Origin of the sequence: Microcystis sp. BLCC-F209, from assembly GCF_041928595.1 — a bacterium.
Lineage (GTDB): Bacteria > Cyanobacteriota > Cyanobacteriia > Cyanobacteriales > Microcystaceae > Microcystis.
This window is the reverse complement of sequence record NZ_JBHFLL010000198.1, coordinates 1-15,811: the sequence shown is the minus strand read 5'-3', so window position 1 is coordinate 15,811 and position 15,811 is coordinate 1. Positions and strand designations below refer to the sequence as shown.

The 15,811-nt window shown below is 42.8% G+C and carries 13 protein-coding genes and 1 rRNA gene; 3 read left to right on the top strand and 11 right to left on the bottom strand.

Annotated features, from left to right (window positions below; all coding sequences use genetic code 11):
* Positions 1-11: 11 nt before the first annotated feature.
* Positions 12-129, top strand: a 5S ribosomal RNA gene (gene rrf, locus ACE1AQ_RS12885).
* 47 nt (positions 130-176) lie between these two features.
* On the opposite strand, the gene ACE1AQ_RS12880 is transcribed toward rrf, so the two are convergent.
* The 3 genes from ACE1AQ_RS12880 to kaiC form a co-directional block, all read right to left on the bottom strand.
* Positions 177-2,801 carry a trans-splicing intein-formed DNA polymerase III subunit alpha N-terminal partner DnaE-N gene (locus ACE1AQ_RS12880; RefSeq protein ID WP_008202738.1) on the bottom strand — a complete coding sequence of 875 codons (2,625 nt, stop codon included), beginning with the start codon at positions 2,799-2,801 and terminating at the stop codon, positions 177-179.
* A gap of 83 nt (positions 2,802-2,884) precedes the next feature.
* Positions 2,885-3,715, bottom strand: a complete 831-nt coding sequence (locus ACE1AQ_RS12875) for an amino acid ABC transporter substrate-binding protein (RefSeq protein WP_008202740.1) — start codon at positions 3,713-3,715, stop codon at positions 2,885-2,887.
* A 74-nt stretch (positions 3,716-3,789) separates the two neighbouring features.
* Positions 3,790-5,310, bottom strand: coding sequence for a circadian clock protein KaiC (gene kaiC / locus ACE1AQ_RS12870; RefSeq protein WP_002797104.1), 1,521 nt, complete (start codon positions 5,308-5,310; stop codon positions 3,790-3,792).
* A gap of 350 nt (positions 5,311-5,660) precedes the next feature.
* Between kaiC and ACE1AQ_RS12865 the strand changes: the two genes are divergently transcribed.
* Entirely contained in the window at positions 5,661-5,810 is a 150-nt protein-coding gene (locus ACE1AQ_RS12865) for a hypothetical protein (RefSeq protein WP_008202743.1), read from the top strand.
* 78 nt (positions 5,811-5,888) lie between these two features.
* Here ACE1AQ_RS12865 and ACE1AQ_RS12860 read toward each other — a convergent pair whose 3' ends face one another.
* The 6 genes from ACE1AQ_RS12860 to ACE1AQ_RS12835 all read right to left on the bottom strand — a co-directional run bounded on the left by ACE1AQ_RS12860 (position 5,889) and on the right by ACE1AQ_RS12835 (position 13,913).
* Entirely contained in the window at positions 5,889-6,815 is a 927-nt protein-coding gene (locus tag ACE1AQ_RS12860; protein ID WP_008202745.1) for a branched-chain amino acid transaminase, read from the bottom strand.
* A gap of 23 nt (positions 6,816-6,838) precedes the next feature.
* A complete protein-coding gene (locus tag ACE1AQ_RS12855) occupies positions 6,839-8,599 on the bottom strand; it encodes a M61 family metallopeptidase (RefSeq protein WP_110544760.1) in 1,761 nt (586 codons plus the stop codon).
* A gap of 329 nt (positions 8,600-8,928) precedes the next feature.
* Complete coding sequence (locus ACE1AQ_RS12850; protein ID WP_110544757.1) at positions 8,929-11,379, bottom strand: transglycosylase domain-containing protein; 2,451 nt, start codon at positions 11,377-11,379, stop codon at positions 8,929-8,931.
* 125 nt (positions 11,380-11,504) lie between these two features.
* Positions 11,505-12,086: a rod shape-determining protein MreD gene (mreD, locus tag ACE1AQ_RS12845; RefSeq protein ID WP_110544755.1), complete on the bottom strand. Its 582-nt coding sequence runs from the start codon at positions 12,084-12,086 to the stop codon at positions 11,505-11,507.
* Positions 12,053-12,802, bottom strand: coding sequence for a rod shape-determining protein MreC (mreC, locus tag ACE1AQ_RS12840; protein ID WP_008202753.1), 750 nt, complete (start codon positions 12,800-12,802; stop codon positions 12,053-12,055). The genes mreD and mreC overlap by 34 nt, the downstream gene beginning before the upstream one ends.
* 73 nt (positions 12,803-12,875) lie before the next feature.
* Positions 12,876-13,913: a rod shape-determining protein gene (locus tag ACE1AQ_RS12835; RefSeq protein ID WP_008202755.1), complete on the bottom strand. Its 1,038-nt coding sequence runs from the start codon at positions 13,911-13,913 to the stop codon at positions 12,876-12,878.
* Positions 13,914-14,135: 222 nt separating this feature from the next.
* On the opposite strand from ACE1AQ_RS12835, the gene ACE1AQ_RS12830 reads away from it, so the two are divergent.
* On the top strand, positions 14,136-14,486 hold the full coding sequence (locus tag ACE1AQ_RS12830; protein ID WP_008202758.1) for a single-stranded DNA-binding protein: 351 nt from the start codon (positions 14,136-14,138) through the stop codon (positions 14,484-14,486).
* Positions 14,487-14,767: 281 nt separating this feature from the next.
* Here ACE1AQ_RS12830 and ACE1AQ_RS12825 read toward each other — a convergent pair whose 3' ends face one another.
* Positions 14,768-15,577, bottom strand: coding sequence for an aminotransferase class IV (locus tag ACE1AQ_RS12825; RefSeq protein ID WP_110544753.1), 810 nt, complete (start codon positions 15,575-15,577; stop codon positions 14,768-14,770).
* Positions 15,578-15,607: 30 nt separating this feature from the next.
* A partial coding sequence (locus ACE1AQ_RS12820; protein WP_272071955.1) for a hypothetical protein occupies positions 15,608-15,811 on the bottom strand: 204 nt, incomplete at its 5' end.

The window sequence follows — 15,811 nt, the reverse complement described above, 5'->3', positions numbered from 1 at the left end:
GTTCTACCCTTCCTGGTGTCTTTAACGTGATGGCACCACTCCGATTCCATCCCGAACTCGGTTGTGAAACTTCACCGTGGCCAAGATACTTGTCGGGTTGCCGACCGGGACAATAGCTCGATGCCAGGATTATTCTTTCCTACCCCTCAATCTCACCAGATTGGGGGGTTTGGTTTTTAGGAAAAATCAGAGGATTTTAAATCTAAACCTCGCTCAAATATTGTATCTATGGCTAACATTTCTCCGTCGCTAGTCATAAATTTATGATCTTTGGTTGCTTGGATAGTTTGCCCATTTTCTAGGGTATATTCAAAGACCTCTTGTAAACCTCGCTCGTGCCATTGAGAGATTGGTTGACTATAAACAAAACCATTTTTATCTACACTATAAACAGTGCAGTTAATTTCTTCGCTCACAATTTTAGCAATTGGTAATAATCCGTATTCCTCAGTTAAAATTAACGTCTCACCTCCCAGACAATATTCGGCAAAATTTACCATCTGTTCAAAGAGATTTTCAGCGATTCTTTTTTCCACACCATTTTTAGCAGCACCATCGATAAACATCTCCCTTTGTTTCTGCATTTCGGAGGCTTTTTTCTTACCCATTGCTCGACGCAATAGATCTGCTTCTCCTAGGGAATAACCAGCTAAATCCTGCGCCATTTTCATAATCTGTTCTTGATAGACTAAAACTGCGTAGGTTTCCTTAAGAATTGGTTCCAATAAAGGATGATCATAACGAATGGGTTCTCTACCGTGTTTTCTGCCAATAAAGAGAGGAATTAATCCCGCATCTAAAGGACCGGGACGATAGAGTGCTAGGATTGAAGATATGTCCTCAATACCCGATGGTTTTAACTCTTTAACGATCTGTTTCATCCCCGACGATTCTAACTGGAAAATACCTTCTAAATCCCCTTCTTCTAGTAATCCGTGGGTTTTGAGAATATCGGGAGGTAGTTTTTTATGTTCCCCTTTGGCCCGAATTTGCAGGGCTTTTCTTTCATCTAAAGGCAATTGATCCAGATCAATTTCTATGCCCTGATTTTGTTTAATTAAATCGGCGGTTTTTTTCAAAGTGGTTAAATTTCTTAACCCTAAAAAGTCCATTTTTAACAATCCCAATGATTCTAAGTCTTCCATGAAATATTGGGTAATTACCGCACCATCATTATTTTTCTGGAGGGGAACCACTTCATCTAAAGGCTGGGAAGAAATCACGACTCCCGCAGCATGAACTCCGAAGGTTTTGTTAGTACCTTCGATACGAATTGCCATATCTAACCAATGACGCACATGGGGTTCCGTATCGTATCTTTCTTTAAATGCTGGTTCGGGAGTGTCATCGGAAATCATCACTTTTAACGGTGTCGGTTTCCCGCGAGAAACGGGAATCATTTTCGCCATTTTATCCGATTCGGCATAGGGAATATCTAACACCCTCGCCACATCTTTTAAAACAGCTTTTGATGTCATGCGGTTAAAAGTAATGATTTGGGCAACATTAGCCTCACCGTATTTTTCCGTAACGTATTGGATCATTTCATCCCGTCTCTCGATACAGAAATCCGTATCAATATCAGGCATAGATTTTCGTTCAGGATTGAGAAAACGCTCAAATAATAAACCGTGATGAACGGGATCAATATTGGTTATTTTTAAAGAATATGCTACCAAAGAACCGGCCGCAGAACCGCGTCCTGGACCGACGGGTATATCATGATCTCTAGCATATTTTATATAGTCCCAAACGACGAGAAAATAGGTAGAAAATCCCATTTTCTGTAACATTTTTAATTCGTATTCCAGCCTTTCTTTGTAAACGGGTTCAATCTCGTGACGAGAAGGACATTTTAATCTTTCTAGTAATCCTAACCAAGCAATTTCTTCTACATAACTATCAGCAGTATGTCCGGCAGGAACAGGATAATTAGGCAGCCTTGGTTCATTAAATATGTTATAAGGTTCGACTTTTTCTGCTACTTCTAAGGTGTTATTAATCGCTTCTTCAATCACATCTTCTGGCAGATGATCACGGAAAAGTAAGCGCATTTCATCAGCAGATTTTAAGTATTCTGTGCCGCTATAACGGAGGCGTTTGTCTTCAGTAATTAACTTGGCAGTTTGAATACAAAGCAAGGCATCGTGTGCCTCTACATCGTAACAGGAAATAAAGTGAGAATCGTTAGTAGCAACTACTTTAATTCCTAATTCTTTAGCAATTTTAACTATTTCTACATTGACAATCCGATCTTCTTTAGAACCGTGGTCTTGAATTTCTAAATAAAAATCATCACCAAAAAGTTTTTTATACCATTTAGCAGTTTCCTTAGCCAGTTTCCTGTTATTAGCTAAAATCGCTTGAGGAATCTCTCCACCCAAGCAAGCACTGGTAACTATCAATCCTTCGTGGTATTGTTGGAGTAACTCTTTATTGATACAAGGACGAGCAAAAATGCCTTTACCTTGAATACCTTTCAGATTAGAAATAGTTGTTAATTTAACTAGATTTTTATAGCCTTGGGTATTTTTGGCTAAAACAACTTGATGATATTTTCGGTGGCGAAGATTGACTTCAATATCGCCATTGACTATATACATTTCGTTGCCAATAATTGGTTTTATTCCCTTATTACGGCAGGTTTTAATTAATTCGATCGCACCATACATGACTCCATGATCGGTTAAAGCGATCGCTGGTTGTCCCAATTCGATCGCTCGATCAATTAGTGCCGGCAATTGGGAAGCACCATCAAGTAAGCTATAATCACTGTGAATATGTAAACCGACAAAAGACATAATTTTTCAGGAAAAAGTAACAAGTCAAAAGCAAAAAAACTAGAATTTACTAACTTTTAATTTTCAGCAATTACAGTCTATTTTTAGGGTTGATTGAGAATCCTATAGGGGAAAGAACTTTCTTCTAAATTAAACCATTGTTCTCGCAGTTTCTGGTTATCATTGCTGCCGACAACAGTATCAACAAATTTTTTCCATTCGGGATCGTTTTTGGGTAAAATACAGCCATAAAGTTCGGTGGTAATCGGTTGACTGGGTAGTAGCACAAATTGTCGCGGATCCTGTCCTTGTTTAACGAGTTCCCCCAGCAGAAGAATTCCATCACTAACCACTGCGTTTACTTCTCCCCTTTGTAATTTTGCCACTGCCTCACTTCGATCGCTGACAGCTTGCCAATTAGCCAGAGGATAGATATAACGAATAATACTATCGGTGGTGGTGTGGGGAATATAGGCGATCGCAACTGCCGCTAAAGTGTTATTAATATCTATTTTATCAACATTTTCCCTTTTAGTTAAAAATTGCGCTCCTGTCATAAAATAGGGAATAGAAAAATTAACCCTTTCTAGTCTTTCTTCCGTGATTGTTGCCGCATTACAGGATAAATCTACTTGTCCCTGTTCCACTTGCTGAAAACGATTATTAGTCGTCGCTTCTGTAAAGGTTATTGTAATCGGTTTAGCCAATTCTTGTGCTAATCGACGTTGGACTAAGCGCATTAATTCCACTCCGTAACCTGTCCATTTTCCCGTTTTCTCATCGATATAACTAAAGGGAGTAGCGTCTTTTCTAGCTGCCGCTTTTAATTCTCCCGTGCGAGCAATTCTTTGTAAAACTGTTTCTGCCAAGGCTGATAAATGTAGGTTATTTATCAGTAAAAGACCTAGAAAAATAAAGCAAAAGTTTTTAGACATATCAAGAAAGCAAGAAGGAGATAGGGAGAAAAAAAGCTAACCACCGACGCGCGATTAGCAAGTACTGCTATATTTTAACTACGATCCTCAAATAATCCACTCAAACGTTCTACCTCTGTTTGTGCTGTGTACATAGGAGTTCCGGCCAGAATTCCGGTAACATTGCGGAAAGGTTGGCCGATGTGCATACCTTGATGATCGATCGAAAACTCACGAATATCCTTATCGTGCATAGAACCGCGCATTTTTAAAACAGTGATACCGCGGCGCATTTCTCCATACATTTCCACATAACGCAGTAGAATAATTGAATCGGTAATTGTAGAAATATGAGCTTCTGTAATCGAGGAACCTCCTAATAAAGTGGGAGTGGTGGAAGTAAATAATCCTCCTACCTCTTTTTGCTTAATAAAAGAAGTCAAACCGATAATAAATTCCCGAAATCCTTTCAGATTAGAAACCCGTTCTAAAGCAGATAAACTATCTACTGCCACTCGATTAGGTTGAAACTCCTCGATAATTTCCTTCATCATAATTAAATGATTTTCTAAACCCGTAGTTTCGGGATAACGGCAGACTACCTTTAATTTACCTTCCTTTTCCATGCGGTCATAATCCACACCCCAACCGGTAGCATTTCTAAATAACTGTTCGCGACTTTCCTCGAAGGCAAAAATTAAACATCTTTCCCCATTAGTTACTCCCCCAGCCATAAATTCTGTCACCATCAGGGTTTTTCCTGTTCCTGTGGCTCCCGAAACCAAAATAACCGAATCGCGGAAGAAACCACCCCCACACATTCTATCGAGTTCCAGGCTGCCGGAAGTAATACGAATATTAGAGGATTTTTGTTCTAATTCAATGGCTGATAAAGGAATAATCACGGCCCCTTTATTGGGAATAATTGTAAAAGGAAATTCTCCTTTTTGGTGATCGGTTCCCCGATATTTTAAAATTTCGATCGTCCTTCTTCTTTTCTCATCGGTTAAAACGTTGCGTAAAATCACCACATTATCGGCCACAAATTCCTCCACCCCATAACGACTGATTTCGCCGTATTCTTGGGTTCTTTCTGCGGTCATAATCGCTGTTACTTCCAATTCTCGCAAAGCGGTTGCCAGACGAAAAAGATCACTTCTCACTTGAGCGCTATCACTCAAATGGCTAAAAATTGCGCCTAAAGAATCCATAGACACCCGTTTAGCTTTATTTTTGCGGATAGCAAACTCAATGCGAGCGATTAATGCGCCTAGGTCGTATTCTCCTGTCACCATCGGCTTTTCTTCCGGTTGGGGGGAAGCATCGACAAAGGCCCACTGGCGATTCTCCTCCCACTGCCGGATATTCCAACCGAAACCACCCATATTTTTTCTCAGTGCTTGGGGTGGCTCCTCGAAGGTGACAAAAACGCCATTTTCTCCATTTTTGATGCCTTCTGCGAGAAATTGACAGGCAAAGACCGTTTTAGCACTTCCTGCCGTCCCCGCTATCAAAGTCGCTCGTCCTTTCGGCAATCCCCCTTCCGAAAGAAAATCAAAGCCGGGGATTCCTGTTTCTAACTTCTCAATCAACTCTAGGGGATTATTTTGCGTCATTCTAAGTTCTCTATGAAAACGAGCCACTGTTTATTGTACCTATTTCAGTGACCAGTGATACCGGAAATTCATCCCTAGTTTGAGAGTTTGAGCATTGGTAATAAAATTTCCCAGACATCGTTTAAATGCAGGACAGCTTCACCCACGCATAACAGAGATTGGTTACATTCAAGGAAAACTATATAAGCAGGTAAATCTTAGCCACAATTAACCAAAACAGCAGCTAACTAATAGTTAGAATCAAAGTAAGTTTTGTATTTAGTTGATTAATACTATCCTTGACAACTTTGAGAGAGTTTAAGGTATAATCATAGGTAAGCCAAATATTTGTCATATTTATTTGCTCTACTATGGAACATACAACCGATAATAATCACAATCAGCAAGAAAGCGATAATCAAAGACAAAAAATAACAAGAGATAATAAACCCATCCTGAATCTTGATCCTAATAAAACTATACCCTACATACAGGAAGGAGCCAAACCTAAAAATGAATAATTTCCGTTTATTTCAGGGTTCCTTGAGATGGGTCATGATTTGACGCATCTCAAGGAAAAATAAAGTAAAGTTCCCTAACTATAAAGGAACTTGAGTAATCCAATCTTGATACTTTTGTTCCTGATTAAGAACAATAGAACTTAACTTTTCTTTTAACTGATAAGTAATCGGTTTAGCTGCAGGTAAAGAAAAAGTTTCAATCCTTTTAATCGGAGTAATTTTCGCCGCAGTGCCACTTAAAAACACCTCATCAGCGATAAATAACTCCGTCTTATCTACGGGTCTTTCAATAACCGGAATACCCAAATCCCGCGCAATAGTTAAAACACTATCTCTAGTAATACCCTCTAGGATATCTTGGTCAAAACTAGGAGTAATTAGCTGACCATTTCTGATGATAAAAATATTCATTCCCGTCGCTTCACAGACCTTGCCTTGAGAATTCATTAAAATTGCCTCATCAAACCCCGATTCTACCGCTTCCGTTTTTGCTAAAGCAGAAGTGATATAAGCGGCGCTAATTTTACCTCGCAACGGGAAACTTCTATCCTCCTGACGATACCAAGAACTAATCCGACAGTTAACCCCATCGGCAGCTAAATAATCATCCATTTCTAGACCATAGACTAGAAAATCCTTCTCGATACCATGCAATCGCGGAGCAATTCCCAACCCTGAACTATAGACAAGGGGACGAATATAAAAAGGTCGATTACACTGATTCTTTTTCACAAAATCGATAATTATTTGATAGATTTTATCAGCAGAAATCTCGTAATTAAGAAACTTAGCACTTTGACTTAAACGCTGACAATGACGTTCCAATCTAAATAATAATATCTGTCCTGGATTGCTAGGGTCGGGAGTACCTCGTAAACCACCGAAAGCGGCAGTTCCGTAGTGTAGTGCGTGGGTAGCAATGGATAATTTTGCCTCAGTAAAAGGGATAAATTTATTCTCAAAATAGGCGAGAGGAAGGAAAGGAATTTCGGCGGTAATAGACATTTTTTTGTTGATTTAACCAAGAATTAAACGGGATTTACCCATGCGGAAAAATTTTGTTTCTGGCTATTAGAAGGATTTTCTACCCTGATAATTTCATAGCGAATCGTCTGCGGGGCAGCCAGTGGAACAGCAAGGGTTCGCAATTCATCGAGATGAAAGACTGTTATCTGAATAATATCACCTGCGCGGTAGTCTTTTAATCTTTCGTTTAACTGTTCCGCCGTCACCCGCAATCCATCGATAGCCAATAATTCATCATCAGCATTAATTCCCGCTTTTTGGCAAGGAGAACCCATCTCGACAAATTTAATTATTTCTTTACCCGCTTCACTCTGTACCCGCATTCCCAGATAAGGTATCGTCTCCCCATTGCCAACACCCCGCAGATAGAGTCCAAAAGGTTCAAGATATTCATTAAAGGGTAATTCTGCCAAACCGTCGATATAACGGCAGTAGAAGTCACTTAAATCCACTCCCGCAGCCGATTCGAGAATTGCCTGCAATTCCCCATCGGTATAACCAATCTCCTCTTTACCGAAATGTTGCCACATCGAGCGTAAAACATCATCGAGGGAACGACGGTTATCGGTGTGGGTGCGAATTAGTAAATCCAGAAGCAGCGACAATAATTCCCCCTTGAGATAGTAGGAAATTTGACTATTATCGCTATTGCTATCCCGTCGGTAGAGTTTTATCCAAGCATCAAAACTCGATTCGCCTAGAGGTTGGACAAGACGACCGGGTATATTGAGATAACGAGTAATTTCTTTGCTTAAAAGCTCTAAAAAAGTCTTACTATCGTATATTCCCGCCCGTAGAGGGATTACTATATCGTAATAACTGGTGGTTCCTTCGGCAAACCAGAGGGAAGAAGTATAATTTTCTGCGTCATAATCGAAGCTTTCTAAAGCTTTTGGGCGAATACGCTTGATATTCCAGAGATGAAAGAACTCATGGGCGACTAATTGCAGAAAACGATTATATTTATCCTTATCTCGTAATCCCAAACGCGCATAGTTAAGGGTACAGGAATTTTTATGTTCTAGTCCCCCGTAACCAGCCGCCGAAAGATGTAGCAAAAAGAGATAATTATCATAAGGGAGTCCACCGAACATAGCGGACTCGGTTTGAATAATTTTAGTGGTATCGGCGATAATTTGACTAGGATTGGCGTTTCCCCGTCCCCAGATAGCTAATTGATGGGGTTTTCCCTCGACGACAAAATCGTATAACTGATGAATCCCCACCTCCACGGGACTGTCCACTAGGGTATCGAAATCGGGGACGTGAAAGCTGTTTTTCTGTCCGGGTAAAGATTTTAAGGCAGTGGTAACGCGCCAATCGCCATGGGGGGGGATAATTGTCAAGGTGAGGGGATGTTTTTGATAATCGGGGATATAGAAGAATAAAGCAGCCCCGTTGAAGTAACCGTGAGTATCGTCGAGATGGTTGGTTCTGACGGTTAAATCGTGGGCAAAAACGCGATATTTGACCGTTATTTCGGAACTGTCACCATTGTCAATCTGCCAGTGATTTTTAGCAACTTTGCGACTTTTGAGGTTAACAGCTTGAAAATCTTGGACTAAACGGGAGTATTCCCGCACCAGATAGGAACCGGGGGTCCAAACCGGCATTTTTAGGTTTAAAATCGGAGCTTGCCAACCAGTAATCTGTAGAGTGACTTCAAAGAGGTGTGAAGTCGGTTCCGACATAGCCACTTGATAGCTGAGACTTAAACGAGTTGAGGAGATGGTAGTGGGGGAAATAAGACTGGTCATCGGCATTAAACAAGCTTTTTAGTTATTATAGCGGCAAGCTTTCGGCTAAATTCCCCGGTTTCGCCGCCAAAAATCCGATGGTTTTGCAAGATTTGACCTCTTGGATAATTAATTTTTGATGGCTCAAAAACAGCAAAAATAAGGATTAAATCGCCTAAAATCTGTAAATAGACTATTTAATTGATTATTACTTATTTTTAATTCTCCTGACTCCTGACTACTGGCTACTGAATCCTAACCCTAACAACAATTTTTGATTTTTACAAGCGGTCTATTTGACCGAGCAGTTTTGGCACTGTAACCCCCGCAAATCCTGCGGGGGTTTTTTTGCCGATTCAGCGTCTTTCTGCCGGGGGTGCGGGAGGAATCACATCAGGGGGAGGAGTCACCTCTAGGGGAACCGAACGAGTTTCGGGAGCTGCCACAGTGACGGGAACGGTAATCGGTTCGGCTGCTGCGGGGGCCGTATTTTGAGGACTAGGAGCAGCGGCGCTGGTAGGAGCAACGGTAGTACGCCGACGACTAGAACGGCGTTGGCTCGGTTCGCTAGTATTAGAACGGACGATAGTTTGCTCACGACTTACCCGAACCCGTCGCCGTCTGCGGATGGGGCCTTCGGTGGGGGAACCCTCATCACTGCTGGCTAAACGGTTATTAATAGTTTGGGTAAAGTAGGTACGTCGGGGTTTAATGGGTTCCGCTTTTAATGTCACCGGACGTTTACCTAAATTCGGTTCTGGGAAACCTTGATAGGGAATATCCTTAATTGCTTCTAACATAAATTGTCGCCACATCCAAGCGGACATGGTACTGGCTCCATTGGTGGGTTTATTATTGTCATTACCGAGCCAAATTCCCGTGACTAATTGGGGAATATAACCGACAAACCAAAGGTCACGAGCCTTGTCAGAAGTGCCAGTTTTTCCTGCCACCGGACGACCAATTTGTGCGGGGGTTCCCGTTCCCGAATTAACCACATCCTGCAGCATCCAAGTCATCGTCGCTGCCGTGTTTTGATTCAGAGCAGTTTTCGGTTTAAAATTGGCTTGATAAATTACTTTACCATTGCGATCAAGTACCTGATTAATACCGTAAACTGGTTGATGCACACCATTATTAGCAAAAGTCCCGTAGGCGCTGGTCAATTCTAAAAGATTGACTTCCGAAGCACCCAAAGCCAAAGAATAAGTGGGTAAAAGTTTCGACTGGATACCCATATCTTGAGCTAATTTAATCACCGGATTCCAACCCACAGCCACTAACACCTGAACCGCCACCACATTCAGGGAAGAAGTCAAAGCATCGCGCATGGACACCTCGCGGCCGCTATACCTATCACCGTAGTTTTCCGGTTTATAACCATCCACCACATACTGAGCATCTTTATAATCAGAATAAGGGGATTTACCCGCCGCAATCGCCGCCGCATAGACAAAAGGTTTAAAAGTAGATCCCGGCTGACGTTTTGCTTGTGTCACCCGATTGAATTGATTCTTATCGTGGTCAATTCCCCCGACCATAGCCTTAATTTGCCCATTTTTGGGGTCAATTGCCACTAAAGCCGCCTGTTGGAAGTTCTGCCACTGGCCATAACGAGAAACCGCTCTTTCTACCACTTCCTCCGCTTCCCTTTGCCAACGAGGATTAAGGGTAGTTTTTACCACCAATCCCCCCGCTTCTAGGGTTTTAGCGGGAACCAGTTGCGGCAGTTCTTTTTCCACATAATCGGTAAAATAGGCCGCTTGCCGTTGCAGACGTTTTAGGGGACTGGTTTTCAGGCCTAGGGGAGATGCGATCGCCAGTTGTGCTTGAGCGTTAGTAATAAATCCCACCTCGGCCATAGTTTTGAGGACGATATTACGCCGTTCTAGGGCAGATTTAGGGTTTTCGAGGGGAGAATAGAGACTAGGAGCGGGAACAATGCCTGCAAGGGTGGCAGCTTCGGCTAGAGTTAATTTATCGACGGGTTTACTGAAATATAACCAAGCGGCATCGGCCAGACCGTAGGCCCCGGAACCGAGATAAACTAGGTGAAAATAACGCTCTAAAATCTGGTCTTTTGTATATTTATCTTCTATTTTCTGAGCGATACGCATTTCCCGTAATTTGCGATCAAAACTCCTTTCTTGGGATAAAAAGACAATCCGGGCCAATTGTTGGGTGATGGTGCTGCCTCCTTCCACCACTCCCCCGGCTCTCAGGTTAGAAAAGAGAGCGCGAGCAATACCCTGGCCATCAACTCCCCCGTGTTGGCGAAAACGGCGGTCTTCACTAGCGATAAAGGCTTCCTGTACCAGTGGGGGAACTTGGGCAATTTTCACGGTTTCGTAAGTGCTAGGGCCATTTTGCTTGAGGATTTCCCCATTAGCGGCTTGAATTGTCAGGGTGCCTGGACGAGCATAGGTTTGTATATCGGCGATATTTTGCGGTAGAGAGGTTTCAAGGCGATAAATGCCCCAACCTACCCCCAAAAGTCCCCCTGTCACCCCTAATCCCAATCCCAAGTACAACCCAAAGCGGGGATGCTGTCGCCATTGCGGTAAGGGGGAATTGTCGATCAGGGTAGTAAATTTGTTCTTTAGAGGTTTTAATGTCTCTAGAGCCTTACTACTGGTTTTGGAGACTAAATTAACCTTTTTCTCTTCGGAAGCGGCTTCTACTGGCTTTTCCTCCGCAACGGGCGCAGATTTGGAGTCGATAGGATCGACTTTAGGGGGTTGCTTGGAATTCTCTAATTTATTAGCAAGATTATGAAAAAATTGACTAAGTTTTTGTTTGTATTTCATGTTAGTTGAGCGGGTGAGGGAGTGGGAATTATGAATTATGAATTATGAATTATGAATTGGGGAGAGGGGAGAGGGGAGCAGGGAGAATAAATAAAAATAATTTCCCGACGACCGACTCCTTAAACTTAAAGATCGCTAAATTGTCGCCACCATTGCTGGAGAGGATAATAGAGGAGGGGAGTCCAGAGACTACTAAGCAGAGCAGCAGTGAGAGCAATGCGTTGATAATCGAGCCAAAGATCGGCGAGATTTTTGCCTCCTTGTAGATAGTATTGAAAAGCGATCGCACCATCGGCAATTAAAGTCATGAAAAAGACAATTAAGACCACGGCGATCAATTCTTCTTTAACATAACGCTGTCGGTGTAAACGGGAAGTGAGGAAACCGATCAGACCAAAAACCATGATATGGGAAGGATAATTAGAGGTAAGACTATCTTGAATAGCACCGATCGCTAATCCGGCCACCACACTATCGAGACAAGAGCGATTGAGACTCCAACTAACCAACCAAATCAGTAACCAATTGGGAGCGATGCCTAAAATCTCCATACCGGGCAGCCGCATTAAGGAAAGAAAGGCACAGAGAAGCAGCGAAGCGACAGTGACCAAAATATTCAGTATAAAACGAGAACGGGCTGATAAACGGCTTAATTTCAGCATAATTCCCCCTCTCACTGCTGAGGTTGCGGGTGAACGAACACCCATTCGAGATTGTCCACGGTGGCGGTAAATTCAATTTTGGCGGTGGGGGCGGGATTTTCCTGTAAATTAAGGGAAATTATGCGACCGATGGGCAAACCTGGCGAAAAAAGACTACTAAAAGCCGAAGTTGTCACCACATCTCCCGGTTTGACATCGGGAGCTTTTTCAAAAAAGCGCAGGGTGGCGACTTGGGAATTCTGACCTTGAATCAAACCCATGGCCCGACTACGATTCACCGTTGCTCCGATGCGACTTTGGGAATTACTGACCAATAAAACTTTGCTGGTGTGGGGAGTAACTTCCGTAATCCGTCCCACTAAACCACCAATTCCCGTCACCGAAGCACCCACTGGCACACCATCGGCGCTACCACGACCGATAATTACCTGTTGCCACCAATCATCGGCGCTGCGGCCGATAATTGGGGCAGAAATCAGGGGTTTTTTCTGGGTTTGATAATAACCAAGCTGTTTTTTTAATTGTTGATTTTGATATTCGACTTCACTTAAACGATTTTGTAATTCCCGCACCCGTTGATCGGCCAGAAGTTGCTCTTGCAGATTAGTTTCCTCTCCCTGAAAAGGGCGAGTTAATAAACCATACAATTCTAAAATCGCCCCACTTTGATAGGTGCGAATGTACCAAGCTACCCCCAGAGCGGCAGCGAGCAGCAAAAGTCGCCATCCCTGCTGTGTCCATTTTCGTCGTGCTGAATACATGAGCGATTTTAAACCTCTTGGCTGTGTAGAGTGAGAATCCGTGTCTTTTGCCGCTAACCGATCCTAGTGACCTTTAGACATTGCGAGTTGTTTCATTAACGATCCGCTCAAAGAGTTTCTGATTTTTTAACACTTCTCCCGTGCCTTTGACAACACAGCGCAGGGGATCTTCAGCGACATGGGTAACGATACCGGTTTCGTGACTGACTAGGCGATCGAGTCCCCGTAATAAAGCACCTCCTCCCGCTAACATGATGCCGCGATCGATAATATCGGCGGCCAATTCGGGGGGAGTTTTTTCTAGGGTACGTTTGATCGCATCAACGATCACGGAAAGTGGCTCATCCATACTTTCCCGCACTTCTTCCGCTTTGATCGTCACGGTGCGGGGTAAACCCGACATAAGATGCAATCCCCGCACTTCCAGAGGAGGAAATTCATCTCCGGGGGAGGGATAAGCCGAACCAAGGCGAATTTTGATATCTTCGGCCGTGCGTTCCCCGATAATCAGGTTATGGACTTTTTTCAGATAAGCGATAACTGCTTCCGTCAGTTCATCCCCGGCCACACGGACCGATTCACTGATCACTGTCCCATCGAGACTGAGAATGGCCACTTCCGTGGTGCCACCACCGATATCGATGATCATATTACCCGTCGCTTCCGAGACGGGTAAACCTGCACCCAAGGCCGCCGCAACCGGTTCATCAATTAACCCCACTTCTCGCGAACCGGCATTTTTGGCCGCATCCACCACCGCGCGTCTTTCTACTCCAGTAATGCCACTGGGAACACCGATTACCATGCGGGGATTGCCAATCGTGCCATCGAGCGCTCGTTTGATGAATTCCGCTAACATGATCTCGCAACTGTAAAAATCGGCGATTACCCCATCGCGCAGGGGTCGCAGAGCGGTGACATGGCCCGGAGTGCGACCGAGCATTTTTTTTGCCTCCTCCCCGACGGCGACCGGGTTACGATCTTGATCGATCGCCACTACCGATGGTTCCTCTAAAACGATGCCTTTCCCTGATACATAAACGAGGGTGTTTGCTGTCCCCAAGTCTATACCTATGTCCCTTGATAAGCCTAGACCTCTAAAAAAACCCACTTGTTTTCACTCCTGTTCTTATAAAACGTTGCTATAGCTAGACTTTCGATCGAATCGACTTGGATTTTATTAGGTTTTGTTTCTCAAGTCTAGTTAATTATCGCTTCTTTCTCTCCAGATTGACGCAAATCCCTGCCCTAATTTTCCCCCTGGCCACCGGTCAAGGCCGAGGTTTCGGGCTAAAATAAACATACTATTGTACTAAATTGAGGATTTAAGACCATGAGTTTAAATCTGGTTCATTTGGTGGGACGAGCGGGGAGAGACCCAGAAACGAAGTATTTCGAGTCGGGTAAGGTTTTATGTACCTTCACTTTAGCGGTTAATCGTCGCTCGAAAAATAGCGATCAGCCGGATTGGTTCGATCTGGAAATTTGGGGCAAAACGGCGGAGGTGGCCGCTAATTATGTGAAAAAAGGCGGTTTAATCGGGATTAAAGGGTCTTTAAAAATGGATACCTGGAATGATAAAAACACCGGATTAGCTCGCTCTAAACCGGTGATTCTCGTCGATCAATTAGATTTACTCGGTTCTAAACGCGATAGTGAGGCTTATTCCGAGCGAGAATTTTAAAGCTTGAGCGGCATTATTTCCAGATTTTAGGTGTGTTAGCCTCTAGTAACACACCCTTATTAGACCTCTTGTAAAAATCAAAAATTGTTGTTAGGGTCAGGAGTCAGTAGTCAGGAGTCAGTAGTTAGTAGTCAGGAGTTAGGAGTTAGGAGTCAGTAGTCAGGAGAATTAAGAATGAATAATAAGCAATTAAATGGTCTATTCACAGATTTTATGCCATTTAATCCTTATTTTTGCCGTTTTTGAATCCTCAAAAATTGATTGTTAATTATGCAAGAAGTTTATTTATTATACAATTGACTAAAAAAATATTGCTGTAAATCTGGTAAAATTTCTCTATAAATAGCTGTATTTATGTCTATATCCCAGCCAAGAATAGAATTAAAAGGGATAATTTCTACCACGGAATTACTATAGGCAATCCCTTGTAAAGTCCCGACAAATTCCGGGGTCCAGAGATTTTCTTGCAGGGAAATATTTTGTTTTTTTAACCAGCCGATCAAAGCCGAGCGCCCGATCCCGGGTAAAATATCAGCAGTCAGCAGGGGACTGTACCAGCAATTATCTTTCCATCCCCATAAATTGCCCGTGCTAGTTTCTAACCAATTCCCGACTCGATCGACTAATATCGCTTCTTTTGCTCCTTTTTTTTGAGCAGTTTGTGACGCTAACCAAGGGGTCAAATAATTACCAGTTTTATGTTCTCCTAAAACGCGTTGCCAAGCGGGATTATCTGTTACCCACCCAATAATTCCCCGCTCTTGTCTAATGTTTAAATCTTCCGGGAGAAATCTGCCTTTAATCCACTCCCTACCATCGGGAAAAATTGTAATTCTCAGAACAGGATAGAATAGGGATAATTCTTCGGCTCCTTGGCGAATTCGCCGCCAATCGGGATCAGGCCATTGAAAAACTTGTAAACTAGAGTGCAGACGTTTGAGATGTTCTTGCCAATGGGTCAGGGGATGATCTAAGCTGTGTTGATAGACACGCAGGGTAGTAAATATTGTCGCTCCATAAAGCAGCCCAATATCATCAATACCCAGACTGATTCGCTCATCCTCGATTAATTCGCCATTATACCAATACATAATCAGTTATCAGTTATCAGTTATCAGTTATCAGTTATCAGATTTGAGTTTTAAGGATCTTCTAGAGTAGTTATGATATTTTAGCAGAAAATAATGGTTCTTCGTTACTTGGTATGGTTCGATCAGGGGGCAGAAATCGGCTAAATCCTTATCTGGCAAGGGACTTAATTGATTAGCTCGTTCTAGATTGAAAACAATTGGCAAAAATCGCAGCCATGTCTTTCTATATAAGGG

What these genes read in the sequence shown, in the direction of transcription:
- ACE1AQ_RS12875 (WP_008202740.1), bottom strand. Translation starts at nt 3,715, where the DNA reads ATGTCTAAAAACTTTTGCTTTATTTTTCTAGGTCTTTTACTGATAAAT.
- ACE1AQ_RS12880 (WP_008202738.1), bottom strand. Translation starts at nt 2,801, where the DNA reads ATGTCTTTTGTCGGTTTACATATTCACAGTGATTATAGCTTACTTGAT.
- kaiC (WP_002797104.1), bottom strand. Translation starts at nt 5,310, where the DNA reads ATGACGCAAAATAATCCCCTAGAGTTGATTGAGAAGTTAGAAACAGGA.
- ACE1AQ_RS12850 (WP_110544757.1), bottom strand. Translation starts at nt 11,379, where the DNA reads ATGAAATACAAACAAAAACTTAGTCAATTTTTTCATAATCTTGCTAAT.
- ACE1AQ_RS12860 (WP_008202745.1), bottom strand. Translation starts at nt 6,815, where the DNA reads ATGTCTATTACCGCCGAAATTCCTTTCCTTCCTCTCGCCTATTTTGAG.
- ACE1AQ_RS12855 (WP_110544760.1), bottom strand. Translation starts at nt 8,599, where the DNA reads ATGCCGATGACCAGTCTTATTTCCCCCACTACCATCTCCTCAACTCGT.
- mreC (WP_008202753.1), bottom strand. Translation starts at nt 12,802, where the DNA reads ATGTATTCAGCACGACGAAAATGGACACAGCAGGGATGGCGACTTTTG.
- ACE1AQ_RS12830 (WP_008202758.1), top strand. Translation starts at nt 14,136, where the DNA reads ATGAGTTTAAATCTGGTTCATTTGGTGGGACGAGCGGGGAGAGACCCA.
- ACE1AQ_RS12865 (WP_008202743.1), top strand. Translation starts at nt 5,661, where the DNA reads ATGGAACATACAACCGATAATAATCACAATCAGCAAGAAAGCGATAAT.
- mreD (WP_110544755.1), bottom strand. Translation starts at nt 12,086, where the DNA reads ATGGGTGTTCGTTCACCCGCAACCTCAGCAGTGAGAGGGGGAATTATG.
- ACE1AQ_RS12825 (WP_110544753.1), bottom strand. Translation starts at nt 15,577, where the DNA reads ATGTATTGGTATAATGGCGAATTAATCGAGGATGAGCGAATCAGTCTG.